Below are 15108 nucleotides of genomic sequence, written 5' to 3' on the forward strand. Positions count from 1 at the left end.
CTAGCGGTCGGCGCGGGAGAGCAAGTCGTGCGCTTCCGGCGAGCCGTCCAGCACACGGTTGGTCCGCTCGACGATACGCCACCCGTCCGGGGTCCGGGCGAGCGTCCAGTGGTTGATCGATGCGCGCAGCAGCGTGAATTGCTCGCCGGCATTGAGCGCCAGCATTGAATAACCGACCGCCTCGGCATGATCGCCATGGATGCTGACCTGCGCCGGTGCGGTCATATGCATCGACCCGCGCCGAACAAGGCCCTGATGCCGCTCGCCATGATAGATCCGGATCAGCGCGTCGCGGCCTTCCGCTCGTGCGACGCCACCCGGATCATAGGCGCCATCCTCGGTCCACAAGGCTGCGGTTTGCGGGCCGAGGCCGGCGTCCGCCAAGGGGCCGTAACTGGCGAGTAGGCGCTGAATGGCGAGTTCGTCCTCGACCCGCGCGAGCCGCTGGTCGAGCTTCGCAAGCCGGTCGTTCGTCGCCATCAAGTCAGCCTTTTCAAGTTTGCCCGGTCGAAGGGCAGGAAGGGATGGCCGTCGCGCAGCCGGGATATCCAGCCCGGATCGTTGAGCAGGGCGCGACCGACCGCGATCAGGTCGAATTCAGCGGCTTCGAGCCGTGCCAGGACCGCGTCGAGATTGTCATCCGCTTCCATTGGCCGCTCCACGCCGAGCGAATCGCGCGGCGTGCCCATGCCAATGCCACCGACCGTCATCGACGCGACCCCAGTCAGCCGCTTGGCCCAGCCGGCGAGGTTGAGTGACGAATCGGCAAAGGCCGGCTGGTCGAAATAGCGCTGGCTGGCGTCGAACAGGTCGACCCCGGCTTCGGCCACCGGACACAACAACGCCGCCAGCGCATCCGGCGTATCGGCCAGGCGCGCCAGATAGTCCTGCATCTTGAATTGCGAGAAGCGGAACAGGATCGGCCGTTGGGGCCCGATCGCGTCACGTATAGTTCGCACCACCGCGACGGCGAAGGCAGTCCTGCGCGATGCGTCGCCGCCCCAGATATCGTCGCGCCGGTTGGTTTCGTGCCACAGGAAGCTGTCGATCAGATAGCCGTGCGCGGCATGGATCGCTATGCCATCGAAACCCAACTCGATCGCGGCGCGTGCGGCGCGAGCGTAGGACTCGATGATATCGGCGATCTCGCCATCGCTCGCCGGCCGCGTGTCCGGCAGCATCCGTTCGACATAAGCGGGATCGAGCGAGACTGACCCACCGATCCGCCCCCACACGCCGGAGGGGCGAATACCGACGATTTCGGGCTCGGTGCTCGATGCCGGGTCGCGCATCGGGCCCTGGTGCCAGAGCTGCGGGACGATCAGCCCCCCGGCGCCATGCACTTGATCGACGACCTTACGCCAGCCGGCTTGTGCCGCATCGCCATGAAGCTGGGGCACCTCGGGAAAGTCGACTGCGGCGGCATGGTCGATCGCCACGCCCTCGGTCACGATCAGACCGACCCCGGCCGCAGCGCGGCGAGCATAATAGGCGGCGACATCGGCGCCGGGCACGCGGCCCGGGCTGAACTGCCGCGTCATCGGCGACATCACGATCCGATTCGGTACGGTCAGGCCGCCTAGCCGGAATGGCGTGAACAAGGCAGCGACGTCGGCCCGTGCCATCACGCCGGCCGCGCTCACGCCAGCCAGCCCCCATCGACCGCGATCATCGATCCGGTAACGAACGATCCCGCATCGCTTGCCAGCATCAGCGCCGGGCCGATAATCTCCGATGGATCCGCTACGCGCTTCTGCAGCGTGCCGGCCGCGCTCTTTTCCATCAGCGCCTCGCCGCCCGACGTAACCATACGCGTCGCCATCGGCCCGGGCGCGATCGCGTTGACGCGGATGTGGTCGGCGGAGAGCGCATTGGCGAGCGATCGGGTTATCTGCCAGAGCGCCGCCTTGGATGAGCTGTAGCCGATCTGCGACGCGGTGCCGAAGAACGCGCCGACGGTCAGGATATTGATGATCGATGCTCCGCCTGCGCGCGCGGCCGGGGATGCGGCAAGCAGCGGCCTGAGCGCCTTTGTGAGGAACAACGGCCCGCGCGCGTTGACCGCATAACTCTTCTCGAATAGCGCGGGCGTCGCCTCGTCGATGCCATAGGGCAGGGCGGCGCCGGCATTGTTGACGAGGATGTCGAGCTGGCCGCAGCGTGCGGTAATGGCATCGACCAGCGCGGCGATCGCATCCATGTCGCCGACATGCGCGGGGATCGCCAGCGCATCGCCGCCCGCTTGCCGGATGGATTCGGCGGCGGCTTCGCAATCATCGGCCTTGCGGCTGGAAATGACCACGCGTGCACCGGCGGCGGCGAAGCCGCGCGCCATCTCATAGCCGAGCCCGCGTGACGATCCGGTCACCAGCGCGGTGCGGCCACTCAGGTCGAACAATGCCTTGAGGTCGGGAAGCGCGATCATGCCTGGTCCTTCATTTCGCGTAGGAAAGTGCCGCGATCGATCTTCATCGTCGGGGTTCGCGGCAGTGGCGTCACCCGCACTGCGATATCGCGCGGTACTTTGTATCCGGCGAGGCGGGAGCGCGCGTAGCCGCGCAATTCATCGATATCGATCAGCTGTGCGTGGCGCGGCACGACCGTGGCGGCGATCCGCTCGCCAAGCCGCTCGTCGGGCCGGCCATAGGCGACCACCTCCGCGACCATCGGGTGCTCGCCAAGGACTCGCTCGACCTCCGCGCAATAGATATTCTCACCGCCCGAGATGACCATGTTCTTGCGCCGGTCGGCGAGATACAGGCGCCCATCGGCGTCGACCCAGCCATTGTCGCCGGTGCGCAGCCAGCCATTGGTGATCGTCTCGGCGGTCGCCTGGTCGTCGCCGATATAGCAACGCATCATGCCGATGCCGCGCATGCAGATCTCGGCATGCTCGCCGATCACCGCGTCCGATCCATCGTCGCGCACGATCCGCACCTCGACCGTCGGCAGCACATAGCCGACCGATTCCGGATGCTCAATATAATCGGAGCCGCAGATCGAGGATATCCACGCGGCGGATTCGGTCTGGCCATAGGTGTTGGACACCATCACCGTCGGCACCACGTCGCGCATCCGCTCGACCAGTTTCAGGTCAAGCGCGGCGGCCCCGTTCGACAGCACCATCAATGTGCCGAGATTGTGCGGCCCGACCTTTGGCGAGGCGAGCATGTCCGACAACATCGTCGGCACGAAGCCGAGCCGGGTAAGTGGTTCGCGCTCCATCAGGTCAAGCGCGACCTCGGCATTCCATCGGGTGAAGACAAACAGCGGGGCGCCATAATAAAGCCCGCGCAGGAACGGCATAATGCCGGAAAAGTGGAAAACCGGCGCGGCGATGATCGTCGCCGCCTTGGCCGATCCGCGTTCCACCGGAATCTCGCGGCCGAATTCCATCGCGAAGCGGCGGTCCTGGATCGCCCCGACCAGGCCGGCGATCCCCACCACATGCGCCATCGCGCCATCGTCGAGCCGCACCGCTTTCGGCCGGCCAGTCGTGCCGGAGGTGAAGAGCACGATCGCGGCATCGTCGGGCGCGCGCTCGACCGGGTCGAATGGCGCGTCGGGACCGTTGGCCAGCAGATCGGCAAGATCGCGGTCGCGTGCATCGCGGACGAGACTCGGCGCGCCCGAGACAATCATCCGCCAGTCGGCCGACGCCGGCTCTGCTTGCAATGCTGCGGCGCGATCGGCGTCTGCGATCACCAGTCGCGCCTTCACCTGGCTGATCGCATGGACCATTTCCTCCGGCGCGCAGCGCGTGTTGACCATCACCGCCGCTGCGCCGACCGCATGCACCGCCATGAAGCAGGCCATCCATTCGACGCCCGACGTCATCGCCAGCGCGACATAGTCGCCGCGCGTCACCCCGAACTCGTCGGCGAATACGCGCGCCAGCCGCCCGGCGAGAGCGAAGATCGTGTCGTAGCTGTACGATTGCTGTTCGGTTTGCAGCATGCGCCGCGCGCCGTGATTCTGGCCGGCGCGATAAATGCCGCTCAGGCTGTGCGGGATATTACGGAACATCTCACCGCGCGGGCCGGCAATTGTTTCGAACATTTCGCCCGGCGCAGTCAGGGCAAGCGCGACGGGGTCGATACAGCGGTAAATCATGGATCCTCCCGCGTCGCTTGCGGACGCCTCCGCCGTATAGACAAGCAAGCGCGGAACATCGACGCGACCGCCATTTGGTGACACGCATTACCTCCACGAAGCGGTATGATGGGACAAAATAAGGAGGGGCCGATGCCGATACCCAAGGGCCTGCGTGCGATCGACACGCATGTGAACATTCCCTGGAGCCAGCACGATGATGCGCGTTACGGCGCCTTTCGCGGGTTGCAGCGCGACCGCGAGAGTCTCGATAGTTTCACGATGCCCGCCCAATATATGTTTCGCGCCATCCCCGATCTGGGGGACGACTCGAGCACCTATGTCGGTCGCGTACTCAAGGCGATGGACAAACATGATGTCGCCGTCGCGCTGATCCCGGCGGGCGATGCTATCACTTATCCCGAAATCGTGCGCGACCATGCCGACCGCTTCGTGTTCCAGGCCGCGGTCGACCCCAATAAGGGGATGGACGAAATCCGCCGAATCCGCGGGATTCACGCCGAATACGGCCTCAAGGGGCTGAGCTATTTCGCCTCGGGCTCGATGCCGCAGGTGGCGATCAACGGGAAGGAGATGTACCCGTTCTACGCGCTGGCGTGCGAACTCGAACTGCCCTTCTTCCTCAATGTCGGCGTGCCAGGGCCGCGTATCCCGCTGGCCACTCAGAAAGTCGAACTGCTCGATGAAATCTGCTGGTTCTTTCCGGAACTGACCGTGGTCATGCGCCATGGCGGTGAGCCCTGGGAAGATATGGCGGTCAAGCTGATGCTGAAATATCCGAACCTCTATTATTCGACCAGTGCGTTCGCGCCGCGCCATTATCCCAAGGCGATCATCGATTATGCGAACACACGTGGCGCGGACAAGATCATCTATGCCGGCTATTTCGCCGCCGGCCTGTCGCTCGACCGGATCTTCGCCGAACTGCAGGACGTGCCGTTCAAGGACGAGGTGTGGCCCAAATTCCTGTCGGGCAACGCGGCGAAGATATTGAAGCTGCCGGTGCCCTGAACGCCGGCGGGTCAGTGCATGTACGAGCCGCCATTCACAAACAGCGTCTGCCCGGTGATGAAACGGGCGCGGGGTGAGAGTAGGAAAACGATCGCCTCGGCCACTTCCTCGGGTTCGGCCATTCGTCCCATCGGGGCGTCGGCCATACCCGCCGGGCGTCCGCCCGTTATGGCGGCGCGAGCTCGGACCGCCGGCGAGGCCGTCGCACCAGGGGCGACGGTGTTGACTCGAACCGCCGGCGCACCTTCGGCGGCGAGTGCGCGGCTCAGCGCCGTCACGCCGCCCTTGCTCGCGCTATAGGCGCTGAAGCCGGACATGCCGCGAAACGCCGCGCCGGACGCGACATTGACGATCGCACCGCCATGCGCGGCCAGCAATGGCAGCGCCGCGCGGCAGGTGCGGAACGTACCCGCCAGATTGATCTCGAGCACGTCGCTGAACAGCGCATCGTCGGTCTCGCCGAGCGCCGCTTGCGGGAAAATCCCCGCAACATTGGCCAGCATGTGCAGCGCACCGAAGCGCTCGATCGTCGCACGTAATCCGGCCTCGACCTGCTCGGTGTTACGCACGTCCATGCGCAGGGCGATCGCCTGGCCGCCCGACTGGATGATCCCCTCCGCTACAGCGTCGGCCTTGGGTGAGCGGTCGGCCAGTGCCACCGTGGCGCCATGCGCGCTGAGCAGACGGGCGGTCGCTTCGCCGATACCGCTCCCCGCGCCGGTGACGAGCGCGACCTGGCCGGTAAGCTCGCTCACGCCCCTTCCGGAAAATAGCGGCTGATCGTATCGATCGTGCAGGCCGGGCGTTCCGTGCCGTCGCGTTCGAGTGTCACCCGGATCGTCGCCTGGACCGCGCCCTTGATCTCCTCGATCGCGATAATCTCACCGCGTCCGCGCAGCCGGCTGCCGGCGGGCACCGGCGAGAGGAAGCGCATCCGGTCGGCGCCGACATTGACGCCCATCGACACGCCGCGCACCTCGATCATCTCGGGCAGGAAATGATTGACCAGGCTCATCGTCAGATAGCCGTGCGCGATCGTGCCGCCGAACGGGCCAGTCTTCGCGCGCTCGACATCGACATGGATCCATTGATGATCGCCGGTTGCGCGGGCGAACAGATCGATCATCTCCTGTGTGACGGTCAGCCATTCCGTCGGGCCAAGCACCGCGCCCGCCGCGTCGAACAGGGCCGCGGGCGCTGCAAAGACCCGCGCTTTCATGCGTGCTGGCTCGATACGGCAAGGATTTCGCCGGTCATGTAACTCGACAGGTCCGATGCGAGGAACAGGATGACGTTCGCCACCTCCCAGGGTTCGGCATAGCGCCCCAATGCTTCCCGCTTGGTGAGCTCTTCGAGCAGGCCCGGCGGCGTGACCTTGCCAAGCGCGGCGTGCATTGCCAGGCTTGGCGCGACTGCGTTGATGCGCACGCCATGCTCCGCCGCCTCAACCGCCGCACACCGGGTAAAGGCCATCACCCCCGCCTTCGCCGCGGCATAATGCGCCTGCAGTTTTTGCGCGCGCCAGCCGAGCACCGACGCATTGTTGACGATTACCCCGCTACCGCGCGCGTAGAGATGCGGCAGGATCGCGCGGGTCATACGAAACACGCTGGTCAGGCTGACATCGATCACGCTCGACCATTGCTGGTCGGTCATTTCGACGATCGACGCTGCCCCGCCCAGGCCGGCATTATTGACCAGGATGTCGATATGGCCGAGCCGGTCGATCGCGCCGGCGACTATCGCCTGTACCTGCGCCTCGTCGGTCACGTCGCACACCGCCACATCGGGTCGGGCATGGCCGGCGGCAGCGATGGCGTCGGCGGTTTCGTTCAGCCGCCGCTCGTGCGTGTCTGACAGGAACAGCCGTGCGCCCTCCTCCGCCGCGCGGCGCGCGGTCGCGCCACCGATGCCGCTGCCGGCGGCGGCGGTGATCAGCATCGTCTTTCCGGCCATCATGCCCGACGGAATTGGATAGGCGGGGGCGGTCATGGGTTCAGCCTTTCAGGTCGCCGCGCAGTTCGCGCGGGAGGCCGAGACCGCGCTCGGCAATCAGGTTACGCTGGATCTGGTTGGTGCCGCCATAGATCGTGTCGGCGCGTGCGTTGAGGAACAGGTCCGTCAGGATCGGCATGGCATAATCGCCGTCGGGCAAGGCGGGGGCGACTTGACCCGCCTGGCCGAGTACATCCATCGCGAGTTCGCCCAGCGACCGCCGCCAGCTTGCCCATTGGATCTTGTAGGTGATCGCGGCGCCCGTCCCGGCACCGCCCTCCTGATCAAGCATGCGGAGCGCGCCGAAGCGCATCAGGCGCAGTCCGATCTCGGCCTGGGCCAGCCTTTGCCGGATCAGCGGATCCTGCGCCGACCCGTTGGCCCGCGCCGCCGCGATCACCGCGTCGAGTTCGTTACGGAACGCCATTTGCTGGCCGAGCGTCGAGACGCCACGCTCGAAACCGAGCAGCGCCATGGCCACGTCCCAGCCTTCGCCCGGCGCGCCGAGAATGTCGCCCTGATCGGTCCGGGCGCCGTCCAGGAACAGTTCATTGAATTCCGCATCGCCGGTGATCTGGCGGATCGGGCGGATCGAGACGCCCGCCTGGTCAAGCGGGACGAGCAGGAAGGTTAGACCGTTGCGGCCGACGCTGCCCGGCTCCGACCGGGCCAAGATGAATGCCCAGCCGGAAAATTGCGCCAGGCTGGTCCACACCTTCTGCCCGTCGATGATCCATTCGCCGTTGTCGAGTTGCGCCCGGGTACGGACCGCGCCGAGGTCCGATCCGGCGCCTGGTTCCGAATAACCCTGGCACCAGATCGACCCGCCGGTGGCGATCGGTGGCAGGAAACGGGCCTTTTGCGCGGCGGTGCCATAAGCGATCACAGTCGGGCCGAGCAGTTCGACGCCGACATGATTGATCCGTGGCGGCCCGCCGGCGCCGGCATATTCTTCAGCGAAGATGACGCGTTCGGCCATCGTCGCGTCGCGACCGCCATATTCGGCCGGCCAGCCAATCACGCTCCACCGCGCTTCGCCAAGGCGTTTTTCCCATTCCAGCCGGCGTTCCGGCGCGCCGACCCTGCTGGTCAAACCGCGCACATCCGCGAACTCGCCGCAAAGCTCGCTACGTAGCCAGTCCGCCGCCTCGGTGCGAAACGCGCGCTCGCTATCGGTATAGCTTAGTCGCATGCGACCTCCAGCGGCATCAGGCGGGCGATCTGCTCGCGATGCCAGACCGGCGCGCCCATCAGCGACATATTGCCGCGTGCGCGTTTGAAGAACAGATGCGCGTCATGTTCCCAGGTAAATCCGATTCCGCCATGGAGCTGGATCGCGTGTCCGGCACAATCGGCATAGGTGTCGCACGCAAAGCTCTTGGCGGCGTGGCTGGCGAGACGCGCATCCGGGCCGCCCGCATCGATCTCGCCCGCCGCCCAATAGACAGCGGAGCGCGCCTGCTCGATCGCGACGAGCATATCGGCGAGGCGGTGCTTGACCGCCTGGAAACTACCGATCGTGCGGCCGAACTGGATGCGTTCCTTCACATGCGCGACAGTGCGATCGAGACAGGCCTGAGCGCCACCCAGCGAATCGGCGGCAATCGCGGTCCAGGCCAGCGGCTCGATGTCACACCAGTCGAGTGCGGGCAGTGGCGCCGCCTCGACATCGCTCAGCGTCACCAGCGCGAGCGGCCGTGTCTGGTCCAGCGTTGTCTGCGCGGTGATCGTGCAGCCGACAGCATCCGTCGGCACAAGGAAAGTCTGGTCGTCGGCACAAGCGACGATCAGGTCTGCCACATTGCCATGTGGAACGAAGGGAGTGCTGCCGGTCAGGCGGCCGTTTCGAATCTCGAACCCCTCGGTTGCGAAGGTCGCGATGGCGCTGCCTTCCGCCAGGCGCGGCAGCCATTCCGCGCCCTGCGTGTCGCTGCCGCCCAATGAAATCGCCTTCGTGGCAATGACCGTACTCGCGAGCCAGGGCACCGCGCCGAGATGTGCGCCGAGCGTCTCGCTGATGATCGCAGTCTCGACCGCGCCGAGCTCGGATCCGCCGAACGCCTCGGGAACGGCGAGCCCGGTCAGTCCGAGATCGCGCGCCATCGCCCGCCATAGCGGCCAGTCAACGCCCGATCCGTCTGCCATCGCCGTGCGCGTGCTCTCGCTGCTCACCGCTTCGGCGAGGAAAGCCTGCACGGCGTCGCGGACAGCGACCTGATCGTCTGAGAAAGCGAGACGCACGCGATCAGCTTCCCCACACCGCGCGCGGCGGGCGCTGTTCGCTGAGCAGGTCACGCACGGCATCGCCGACCTCAGCCGGAGTCCAGCGCGCGCCGCGATCGATGGTCGCGCCAAGTTGCCAGCCATCCTCGATCGTGATTCGCCCACCCTCCAGCTCGAACACACGACCGGTTACCCCGGCTGAATCTGGCGATCCGAGCCAGACGACGGTGGCGGCGATATTGGCGGGATGCTGCACGTCGAAACCGTCTTCGGTCGTCGCCATCTTGTCCGCAAACGCCTGTTCGGTCATTCGCGTGCGTGCCGATGGAGCAAGCGCGTTGGCGGTGATGCCATAGCGCCCGAGTTCGGCCGCCTGCACCAATGTCAGCGCTGCGATGCCGCCCTTGGCGGTCGAATAGGCCGCCTGGGCGATCGACCCTTGCAGGCCGGCGCCGCTGGTCGTGTTGATGATCCGCGCATCGACGGTCTCGCCGGCCTTTTGACGTGCGCGCCAATGATCGACGGCGTGACGCGTGACGCAGAAATGGCCGCGCAAATGGACGCGCATCGTCGCGTCCCATTCCTCCAGCGTGGCCGAAACGAACATCCGGTCGCGCACGATGCCCGCATTGTTGACCACCACGTCAAGCCGCCCGAACGCCTCGATCGCAGCGGCAACGATGCGGCCAGCGCCGTCCCAATCGGCGACATCGTCGCCATTGGCGATCGCTTCACCGCCCGCCGCTCTGATCTCTTCCACCACCTGCTGCGCGGGCGAAGCGTCGGTGCCCTCGCCGCCCAGCGTGGTGCCGATATCGTTGACCACCAGTTTCGCGCCCTCGGCGGCGAAGGCCAACGCATATTCGCGGCCCAGCCCGCGTCCGGCGCCAGTGACGATGACGACCCGGTTGTCGCAGATGCCCGTCATCGTCTTACAGCCGCTCGATGATGGTGACGTTGGCCAGGCCGCCGCCTTCGCACATCGTTTGCAGGCCATAGCGCCCACCGCGCCGTTCCAGCTCGTAGAGCAGCGTCGTCATCAGCTTCGCCCCGGTCGCGCCGAGCGGATGGCCGAGCGCGATCGCGCCGCCATTGACGTTGACGCGCGACATGTCCGCATCGAGTTCCTTCGCCCAGGCGAGCACGACGCTGGCGAAAGCTTCGTTGATCTCGATCAGGTCAATGTCCGACAGCTGCAGCCCGGCCGTTTTTAGCGCATGGCGTGTCGCCGGAATTGGTGCCGTCAGCATCATGATCGGGCTGTCGCCACGCACCGTCAGGTGGTGGATGCGCGCGCGCGGTTTCAGGCCATGGTCCTTCACCGCCTGTTCGCTGGCGATCAGCACGGCCGCGGCGCCATCGGCGATCTGGCTGGAGACACCCGCCGTCACGATCCCGCCCTCGCGGACTGGTCGCAGGCCGGCAAGTCCTTCGAGTGTGGTGCCGCGGCGGACCGTTTCGTCCGTCGCGAAATCGCCGACCGGGACGATCTCGGCGGCGAACCGACCGCTGTCGATCGCCGCTTCGGCGCGGCGGTTGCTCTCCGCGCCGAAGCGCTCCATGTCGGCGCGGCTGATGTCCCAGGTCTGCGCGATCTTTTCGGCGGCGTAGATCTGATTGACCTCTTCGTCGCCATAGCGTGCAGCCCAGCCTGGCGAGGTCGAGAAGGGCGTGTCGAAGCCGTAGGCCTGGCCCGCGTACATCGCGGCCGAGATCGGGATGGCGTTCATATTCTGCACGCCGCCGGCGATCACCAGATCCTGGGTACCGGACATCACCCCTTGCGCGGCGAAATGGATCGCCTGTTGCGATGATCCGCACTGACGGTCGATGGTCACGCCCGGAACGCCTTCCGGATAACCCGCGACCAGCCAGCAGCTACGTCCCATATTGCCCGCCTGCGGCCCGACCGCATCGACACAGCCCCACACCACATCATCGACCGCGTTTGGATCGATGCCGGTCCGATCGACGATTGCAGTAATCGGAATCGCGCCGAGATCGGCGGGGTGCCAGCCGGCAAGGCTGCCCTTTTTTCGCCCGGTCGGGGTGCGGATCGCATCGATAATATAGGCTTCGGCCATGGTTCTATTCTGCCAGAAAGGTGGTGGACGGGCCGATGTCGAAGCGATCGTCCAGAACGGCCTCCGCGACGCGACGTTCGTGAAAGGCGCGGTCGCCCCACGCGCCGGAAAGCGCCCAGGCGCGCTTCATCCAGAAATGCAGGTCGACTTCATAGGTATAGCCCATCGCGCCATGGACTTGGATCGCGGTCTCGGCCGCGAGCATCGCGGCATCGGTTGCGGCGAGCTTGGCATGGCTGACGTGCAGCACTGCGCGGGCATGATTCTGTTGCAGCGCATGGGCTGCGCGCAACACAAGCGGACGTGCGAACTCGATCTTGACCGCCACGGACGCGAGATGATGCTTGATCGCCTGGAATTTTCCGATCGGCTGACCGAACTGGCTCCGCTGATTGGCATAATCGGTGGCGAGCCCGAGCATGCGTTCGCCACCGCCGATCAACTGTGCCGCGCCGATCAGCGCGGCACGGTCGAGCAGCCCCTCGGTCGCGATACACTCGCCGGGCCCGAACAGAAGGCGTAGCGGATCGACGCTGTCGAGTGCGGTCGGGGATGAAGTCATCTCTCCACCGATGACGAGCCCCGCCTGATTCAGGTCCGCCACCCAAGGATTGACCGGATGGGCAAGCGCGACTTTCAGGGTACCCGCCGCGATCTCGGCCTGCTGTGTCGCGCGCAACAACGGCGCTGCGACCAACGCGGTGTCGGCAAGCGGTTCGGAAACATTGGCTCGGCCCAGCTCGATCGCGACGAGCACCGCTTCGACCAGGCCGAGGCCAAGGCCACCCTGTTCTGCCGGTACGAGGATACCGGTCAGGCCCATCGCCACTAGTCCGTCCCAGACTGCGGGACCGCGGCGATTGCCCGCGTCGAGCCGGCGCAGCACTTCGGGGCCATGCTCGGCGGTCAGATAGTCGCGCACCGCGTCGCGCAGTTCGATCTGGTCGGGGTTAAGGCGGAAATCCATCTCGCCCCCTATCGCGGCAGGCCGAGCAGGCGCTCGGCGACGATGTTGCGCTGGATTTCGTTCGACCCGGCATAAATTGGGCCGGAGAGCGAGAAGATATAACCCTCCAGCCAGGCATTGGGCTCGCCATCGGGCAGCGTACGCAGTTCGGCGGCCGCGCCGAGCAGACTCATCGCGGCACGATGCTGCGCGCGATCCATTTCCGACCAGAAAATCTTGTTGAGACTCGCTTCGGCGCCGATCTTGCCGCCCGCCATCACCTGGGCGGCGACGGCATAGGTGTTGAGCGCATAGGCCTCCGCATCCATCCAGGCCTGCAGCACCGCAGCGCTTGCAGCGGGCGACGCGCTGTCGCGATGCTTGCGGTACAGCTCGACCAGACGCTTCGCGGTCGCCTGGAAGCGGGCGGGCGAGCGCAGCATCAAGCCGCGTTCGAACCCGGCCGTGGCCATCGCGACGTTCCAGCCTTCGCCTTCGCCGGCGATGCGGTTCGCCACCGGCACGCGGACATTGTCGAAGAATATTTCGGCAAAGCCGGTCTCCCCGTGCAGCTGGCGGATCGGGCGCACCGTCACGCCAGGGGTGTCGAGCGGCAGCAGGATGAAGGACAGGCCATGGTGGCGGCTGCTGTCCGGATCGGTCCGGAACAGGCCGAAGCACCAGTCGGCAAAGGCGGCGCGGCTCGACCAGGTCTTCTGTCCGTTGACGACATAATCGTCGCCGTCGCGGATCGCGCGCGATCGGATCGCCGCCATGTCGGATCCGGCATCGGGTTCGGACCATGCTTGCGCCCAGATGACCTCGCCGCGCGCCATCGGCGTCAGGAAACGCGCCTTTTGTTCGTCGCTACCATATTCCATGATCGTCGGGCCGAGCAGGAAAATGCCATTCTGGTTGGCCCGCCCCGGTGCTCCGGCCGCCCAATATTCCTCCTCGAAGATCAGCCAGCGGATCAGGTCGAGACCGCGCCCGCCATAGGCTTCCGGCCAGGTGACCATGCCCCAGTTGCCCGATGCTAGCGCACGTTCCCAGGCGACATGCTGGTCGAAGCCCTTGCGCCCTTCGAGCGTCTCGAGCGGCGCCCGGGGCACATGCGCCGCCATCCACTCGCGCACCTCGGTGCGGAAGGATTGTTGTTCGGGCGTGTAGTCGAGGTTCATCAGAACTCGGCGGTCTTGCCGGTCTCCACAAAGGCGTCGCGCGCCTTTTGGGAATCGGCATGCATGTACATTTCCAGGGTGAAGCCCTGTTCCCAGCGGTAACCGCGATCGACGTCGCGCGGCTCAAGCCCGTTGAGCGCTTCCTTGGCCAGGACCAGCGCCTTGCGGCTCTTGGCGGCAATAATCGCGCAAAAGACACGCGCCTCTTCGACCAGTGCTTCGCGCGGGACGACCGTCTCGATCGCGCCGAGGCGATAGGCTTCGGCGGCGGATATCTTACCGCCGGTGAAGAAGGCCGCACGAACCTTGTGCAAGGGCAGCATGCGCGACAAATGGCTTGCCCCGCCCATCGCGCCGCGATCGACCTCGGGAAGCGAGAAATAGGCGTCCTCGCTGGCGATGATCGTGTCCGATGCGCCGCAAATGCCGATGCCACCGCCGATGACGAAACCATGCACGGCGGCGACCACGGGGATTTCACAGTCGCGGATCGCCTTGAAGGTCAGGTAATTACCTCGGTTGAGCAAGGTAATCCGCTCCGGGTTCGCCTGCATTTCCTTGATGTCGACGCCGCCGCAAAAGCCCCGGCCCTCGGCGCGGATCAGCAGCACGTTCACGTCCGCGCGGCGGCCGGTCTCGGCGATCAGCGTCGGCAGCGCATTCCAATCATTGCTGTCAAGCGCGTTGACTGGCGGGCGATCGATCACGATCTCGCCGATCCGGCCGGCAATGGTGACGGTGAAGCTCATTGCGCGGCCTCTCGCATTGCGGATGGATTGCCCTTCAGGATCCCGCCCCGGATATTGTGCGGATCGAGCCGGGCGATGATCGCCAGTTCATCCTCGTCGGGCAGGGGCGTGGTGGCGATCTCGGTCGCGGTTTCCAGTGCGAAGCCGGTCGCCGCGCGAACCTGGTCGAGTGTCACGCCCGGGTGGAGCGAGACTACCCGGACCGCATGATCCGTGCCGCCGAAATCCATCACGCAGAGGTCGGTGACGATCAGGCGCAGGTCGACATTGCCGAAGTTGGCGCCCGGCGTACGGCGCGCGGGATTATACCCGACACTCGACACCATATCGACTTCGCCATCGACGAACACGCGCGGCGAATGCGCCGGGATGAACATCGAATTGGGATGATGGATGCTGTTGCCCGGAAAACCGCGCGCGCCGAGCATCTGCACTTTGGGATGGTCATAGGTGCCGCCGAGGCAGGACAGGTTCGTCTGGCCGAACCGGTCTATCTGGGTCGGCGTGACCATTGCGTGGCGGCGCCCCGTCCAGACGGCGGCGTCGAAGAAGCGTGAGAAGGGCAGATAGCCGGTGCCGCGGCCATGGGCATAGTCACGCGGGCCGATCGGCACCGGTTCTTCGACCAGAAACGCCTCGCCATCGGTCATCAGCAATTCGGGCGTGTGGCTCGATTTGGCGAGACTGGCGGCGAGGCGCGGCACTGGGCCGACGCCGGTCGCGACGATCTCGCCCGCGCCGCGCCATGCCTCGGCACAAGCGACGATCAACAATTCGGCAAGGGTCGGGGTGCTCATGCGTTCATC

16 protein-coding genes are annotated in these 15108 nt (G+C 65.9%); 1 reads left to right on the top strand and 15 read right to left on the bottom strand.

Annotation, left to right across the window (positions count from 1 at the left end; all coding sequences use genetic code 11):
- From G4G27_RS23600 to G4G27_RS23615, 4 genes are read right to left on the bottom strand one after another with little or no spacing between them, the layout of a single operon-like run.
- The gene (locus G4G27_RS23600; RefSeq protein WP_183110884.1) at positions 1-480 is read right to left on the bottom strand and encodes a nuclear transport factor 2 family protein; all 480 of its coding nucleotides are present in this window, start codon (positions 478-480) and stop codon (positions 1-3) included.
- Positions 480-1643 (bottom strand): 12-oxophytodienoate reductase, encoded by a 1164-nt coding sequence (locus tag G4G27_RS23605; RefSeq protein WP_345940662.1) that lies wholly within the window; start codon positions 1641-1643, stop codon positions 480-482. The genes G4G27_RS23600 and G4G27_RS23605 overlap by 1 nt, the downstream gene beginning before the upstream one ends.
- Positions 1640-2425 (bottom strand): SDR family oxidoreductase, encoded by a 786-nt coding sequence (locus G4G27_RS23610; RefSeq protein WP_202049632.1) that lies wholly within the window; start codon positions 2423-2425, stop codon positions 1640-1642. Before G4G27_RS23610 ends, G4G27_RS23605 begins: the two co-directional genes overlap by 4 nt.
- Positions 2422-4113, bottom strand: a complete 1692-nt coding sequence (locus G4G27_RS23615) for a class I adenylate-forming enzyme family protein (protein ID WP_183110885.1) — start codon at positions 4111-4113, stop codon at positions 2422-2424. The genes G4G27_RS23610 and G4G27_RS23615 overlap by 4 nt, the downstream gene beginning before the upstream one ends.
- A gap of 132 nt (positions 4114-4245) precedes the next feature.
- Here G4G27_RS23615 and G4G27_RS23620 point away from each other — a divergent pair, with 132 nt between their 5' ends.
- Positions 4246-5124, top strand: a complete 879-nt coding sequence (locus tag G4G27_RS23620) for an amidohydrolase family protein (protein ID WP_183110886.1) — start codon at positions 4246-4248, stop codon at positions 5122-5124.
- 11 nt (positions 5125-5135) lie between these two features.
- On the opposite strand, the gene G4G27_RS23625 is transcribed toward G4G27_RS23620, so the two are convergent.
- The 11 genes from G4G27_RS23625 to G4G27_RS23675 are packed head-to-tail and all read right to left on the bottom strand — an operon-like array spanning position 5136 to position 15099.
- Entirely contained in the window at positions 5136-5879 is a 744-nt protein-coding gene (locus G4G27_RS23625; RefSeq protein ID WP_183110887.1) for an SDR family NAD(P)-dependent oxidoreductase, read from the bottom strand.
- Positions 5876-6343 carry a MaoC family dehydratase gene (locus tag G4G27_RS23630; RefSeq protein WP_183110889.1) on the bottom strand — a complete coding sequence of 156 codons (468 nt, stop codon included), beginning with the start codon at positions 6341-6343 and terminating at the stop codon, positions 5876-5878. Before G4G27_RS23630 ends, G4G27_RS23625 begins: the two co-directional genes overlap by 4 nt.
- Complete coding sequence (locus G4G27_RS23635) at positions 6340-7116, bottom strand: SDR family oxidoreductase (protein ID WP_183110891.1); 777 nt, start codon at positions 7114-7116, stop codon at positions 6340-6342. Before G4G27_RS23635 ends, G4G27_RS23630 begins: the two co-directional genes overlap by 4 nt.
- 4 nt (positions 7117-7120) lie before the next feature.
- Positions 7121-8311 (bottom strand): acyl-CoA dehydrogenase family protein, encoded by a 1191-nt coding sequence (locus G4G27_RS23640; RefSeq protein WP_183110893.1) that lies wholly within the window; start codon positions 8309-8311, stop codon positions 7121-7123.
- A complete protein-coding gene (locus G4G27_RS23645; RefSeq protein WP_183110895.1) occupies positions 8302-9360 on the bottom strand; it encodes an acyl-CoA dehydrogenase family protein in 1059 nt (352 codons plus the stop codon). The genes G4G27_RS23640 and G4G27_RS23645 overlap by 10 nt, the downstream gene beginning before the upstream one ends.
- Positions 9361-9364: 4 nt before the next feature.
- On the bottom strand, positions 9365-10270 hold the full coding sequence (locus tag G4G27_RS23650) for an SDR family oxidoreductase (RefSeq protein WP_183110897.1): 906 nt from the start codon (positions 10268-10270) through the stop codon (positions 9365-9367).
- A 4-nt stretch (positions 10271-10274) separates the two neighbouring features.
- Positions 10275-11426 carry an acetyl-CoA C-acetyltransferase gene (locus tag G4G27_RS23655; protein WP_183110899.1) on the bottom strand — a complete coding sequence of 384 codons (1152 nt, stop codon included), beginning with the start codon at positions 11424-11426 and terminating at the stop codon, positions 10275-10277.
- Positions 11427-11430: 4 nt separating this feature from the next.
- Entirely contained in the window at positions 11431-12393 is a 963-nt protein-coding gene (locus G4G27_RS23660) for an acyl-CoA dehydrogenase family protein (RefSeq protein ID WP_183110901.1), read from the bottom strand.
- A gap of 8 nt (positions 12394-12401) precedes the next feature.
- The gene (locus G4G27_RS23665; protein ID WP_183110902.1) at positions 12402-13553 is read right to left on the bottom strand and encodes an acyl-CoA dehydrogenase family protein; all 1152 of its coding nucleotides are present in this window, start codon (positions 13551-13553) and stop codon (positions 12402-12404) included.
- Positions 13553-14302, bottom strand: coding sequence for an enoyl-CoA hydratase family protein (locus G4G27_RS23670; protein WP_183110904.1), 750 nt, complete (start codon positions 14300-14302; stop codon positions 13553-13555). The genes G4G27_RS23665 and G4G27_RS23670 overlap by 1 nt, the downstream gene beginning before the upstream one ends.
- Positions 14299-15099 carry a ketoacid CoA transferase gene (locus G4G27_RS23675; protein ID WP_183110906.1) on the bottom strand — a complete coding sequence of 267 codons (801 nt, stop codon included), beginning with the start codon at positions 15097-15099 and terminating at the stop codon, positions 14299-14301. Before G4G27_RS23675 ends, G4G27_RS23670 begins: the two co-directional genes overlap by 4 nt.
- Between the last annotated feature and the right edge of the window lie 9 nt (positions 15100-15108).

Origin of the sequence: Sphingomonas sp. So64.6b (assembly GCF_014171475.1) — a bacterium.
Lineage (GTDB): Bacteria > Pseudomonadota > Alphaproteobacteria > Sphingomonadales > Sphingomonadaceae > Sphingomonas > Sphingomonas alpina_A.

Bases quoted from the DNA above. Each gene is read 5' to 3' on its own strand.
- G4G27_RS23600 (WP_183110884.1), bottom strand. From the start codon at position 480: ATGGCGACGAACGACCGGCTTGCGAAGCTCGACCAGCGGCTCGCGCGG.
- G4G27_RS23655 (WP_183110899.1), bottom strand. From the start codon at position 11,426: ATGGCCGAAGCCTATATTATCGATGCGATCCGCACCCCGACCGGGCGA.
- G4G27_RS23660 (WP_183110901.1), bottom strand. From the start codon at position 12,393: ATGGATTTCCGCCTTAACCCCGACCAGATCGAACTGCGCGACGCGGTG.
- G4G27_RS23670 (WP_183110904.1), bottom strand. From the start codon at position 14,302: ATGAGCTTCACCGTCACCATTGCCGGCCGGATCGGCGAGATCGTGATC.
- G4G27_RS23615 (WP_183110885.1), bottom strand. From the start codon at position 4,113: ATGATTTACCGCTGTATCGACCCCGTCGCGCTTGCCCTGACTGCGCCG.
- G4G27_RS23635 (WP_183110891.1), bottom strand. From the start codon at position 7,116: ATGACCGCCCCCGCCTATCCAATTCCGTCGGGCATGATGGCCGGAAAG.
- G4G27_RS23650 (WP_183110897.1), bottom strand. From the start codon at position 10,270: ATGACGGGCATCTGCGACAACCGGGTCGTCATCGTCACTGGCGCCGGA.
- G4G27_RS23610 (WP_202049632.1), bottom strand. From the start codon at position 2,425: ATGATCGCGCTTCCCGACCTCAAGGCATTGTTCGACCTGAGTGGCCGC.
- G4G27_RS23620 (WP_183110886.1), top strand. From the start codon at position 4,246: ATGCCGATACCCAAGGGCCTGCGTGCGATCGACACGCATGTGAACATT.
- G4G27_RS23630 (WP_183110889.1), bottom strand. From the start codon at position 6,343: ATGAAAGCGCGGGTCTTTGCAGCGCCCGCGGCCCTGTTCGACGCGGCG.
- G4G27_RS23665 (WP_183110902.1), bottom strand. From the start codon at position 13,553: ATGAACCTCGACTACACGCCCGAACAACAATCCTTCCGCACCGAGGTG.
- G4G27_RS23640 (WP_183110893.1), bottom strand. From the start codon at position 8,311: ATGCGACTAAGCTATACCGATAGCGAGCGCGCGTTTCGCACCGAGGCG.
- G4G27_RS23675 (WP_183110906.1), bottom strand. From the start codon at position 15,099: ATGAGCACCCCGACCCTTGCCGAATTGTTGATCGTCGCTTGTGCCGAG.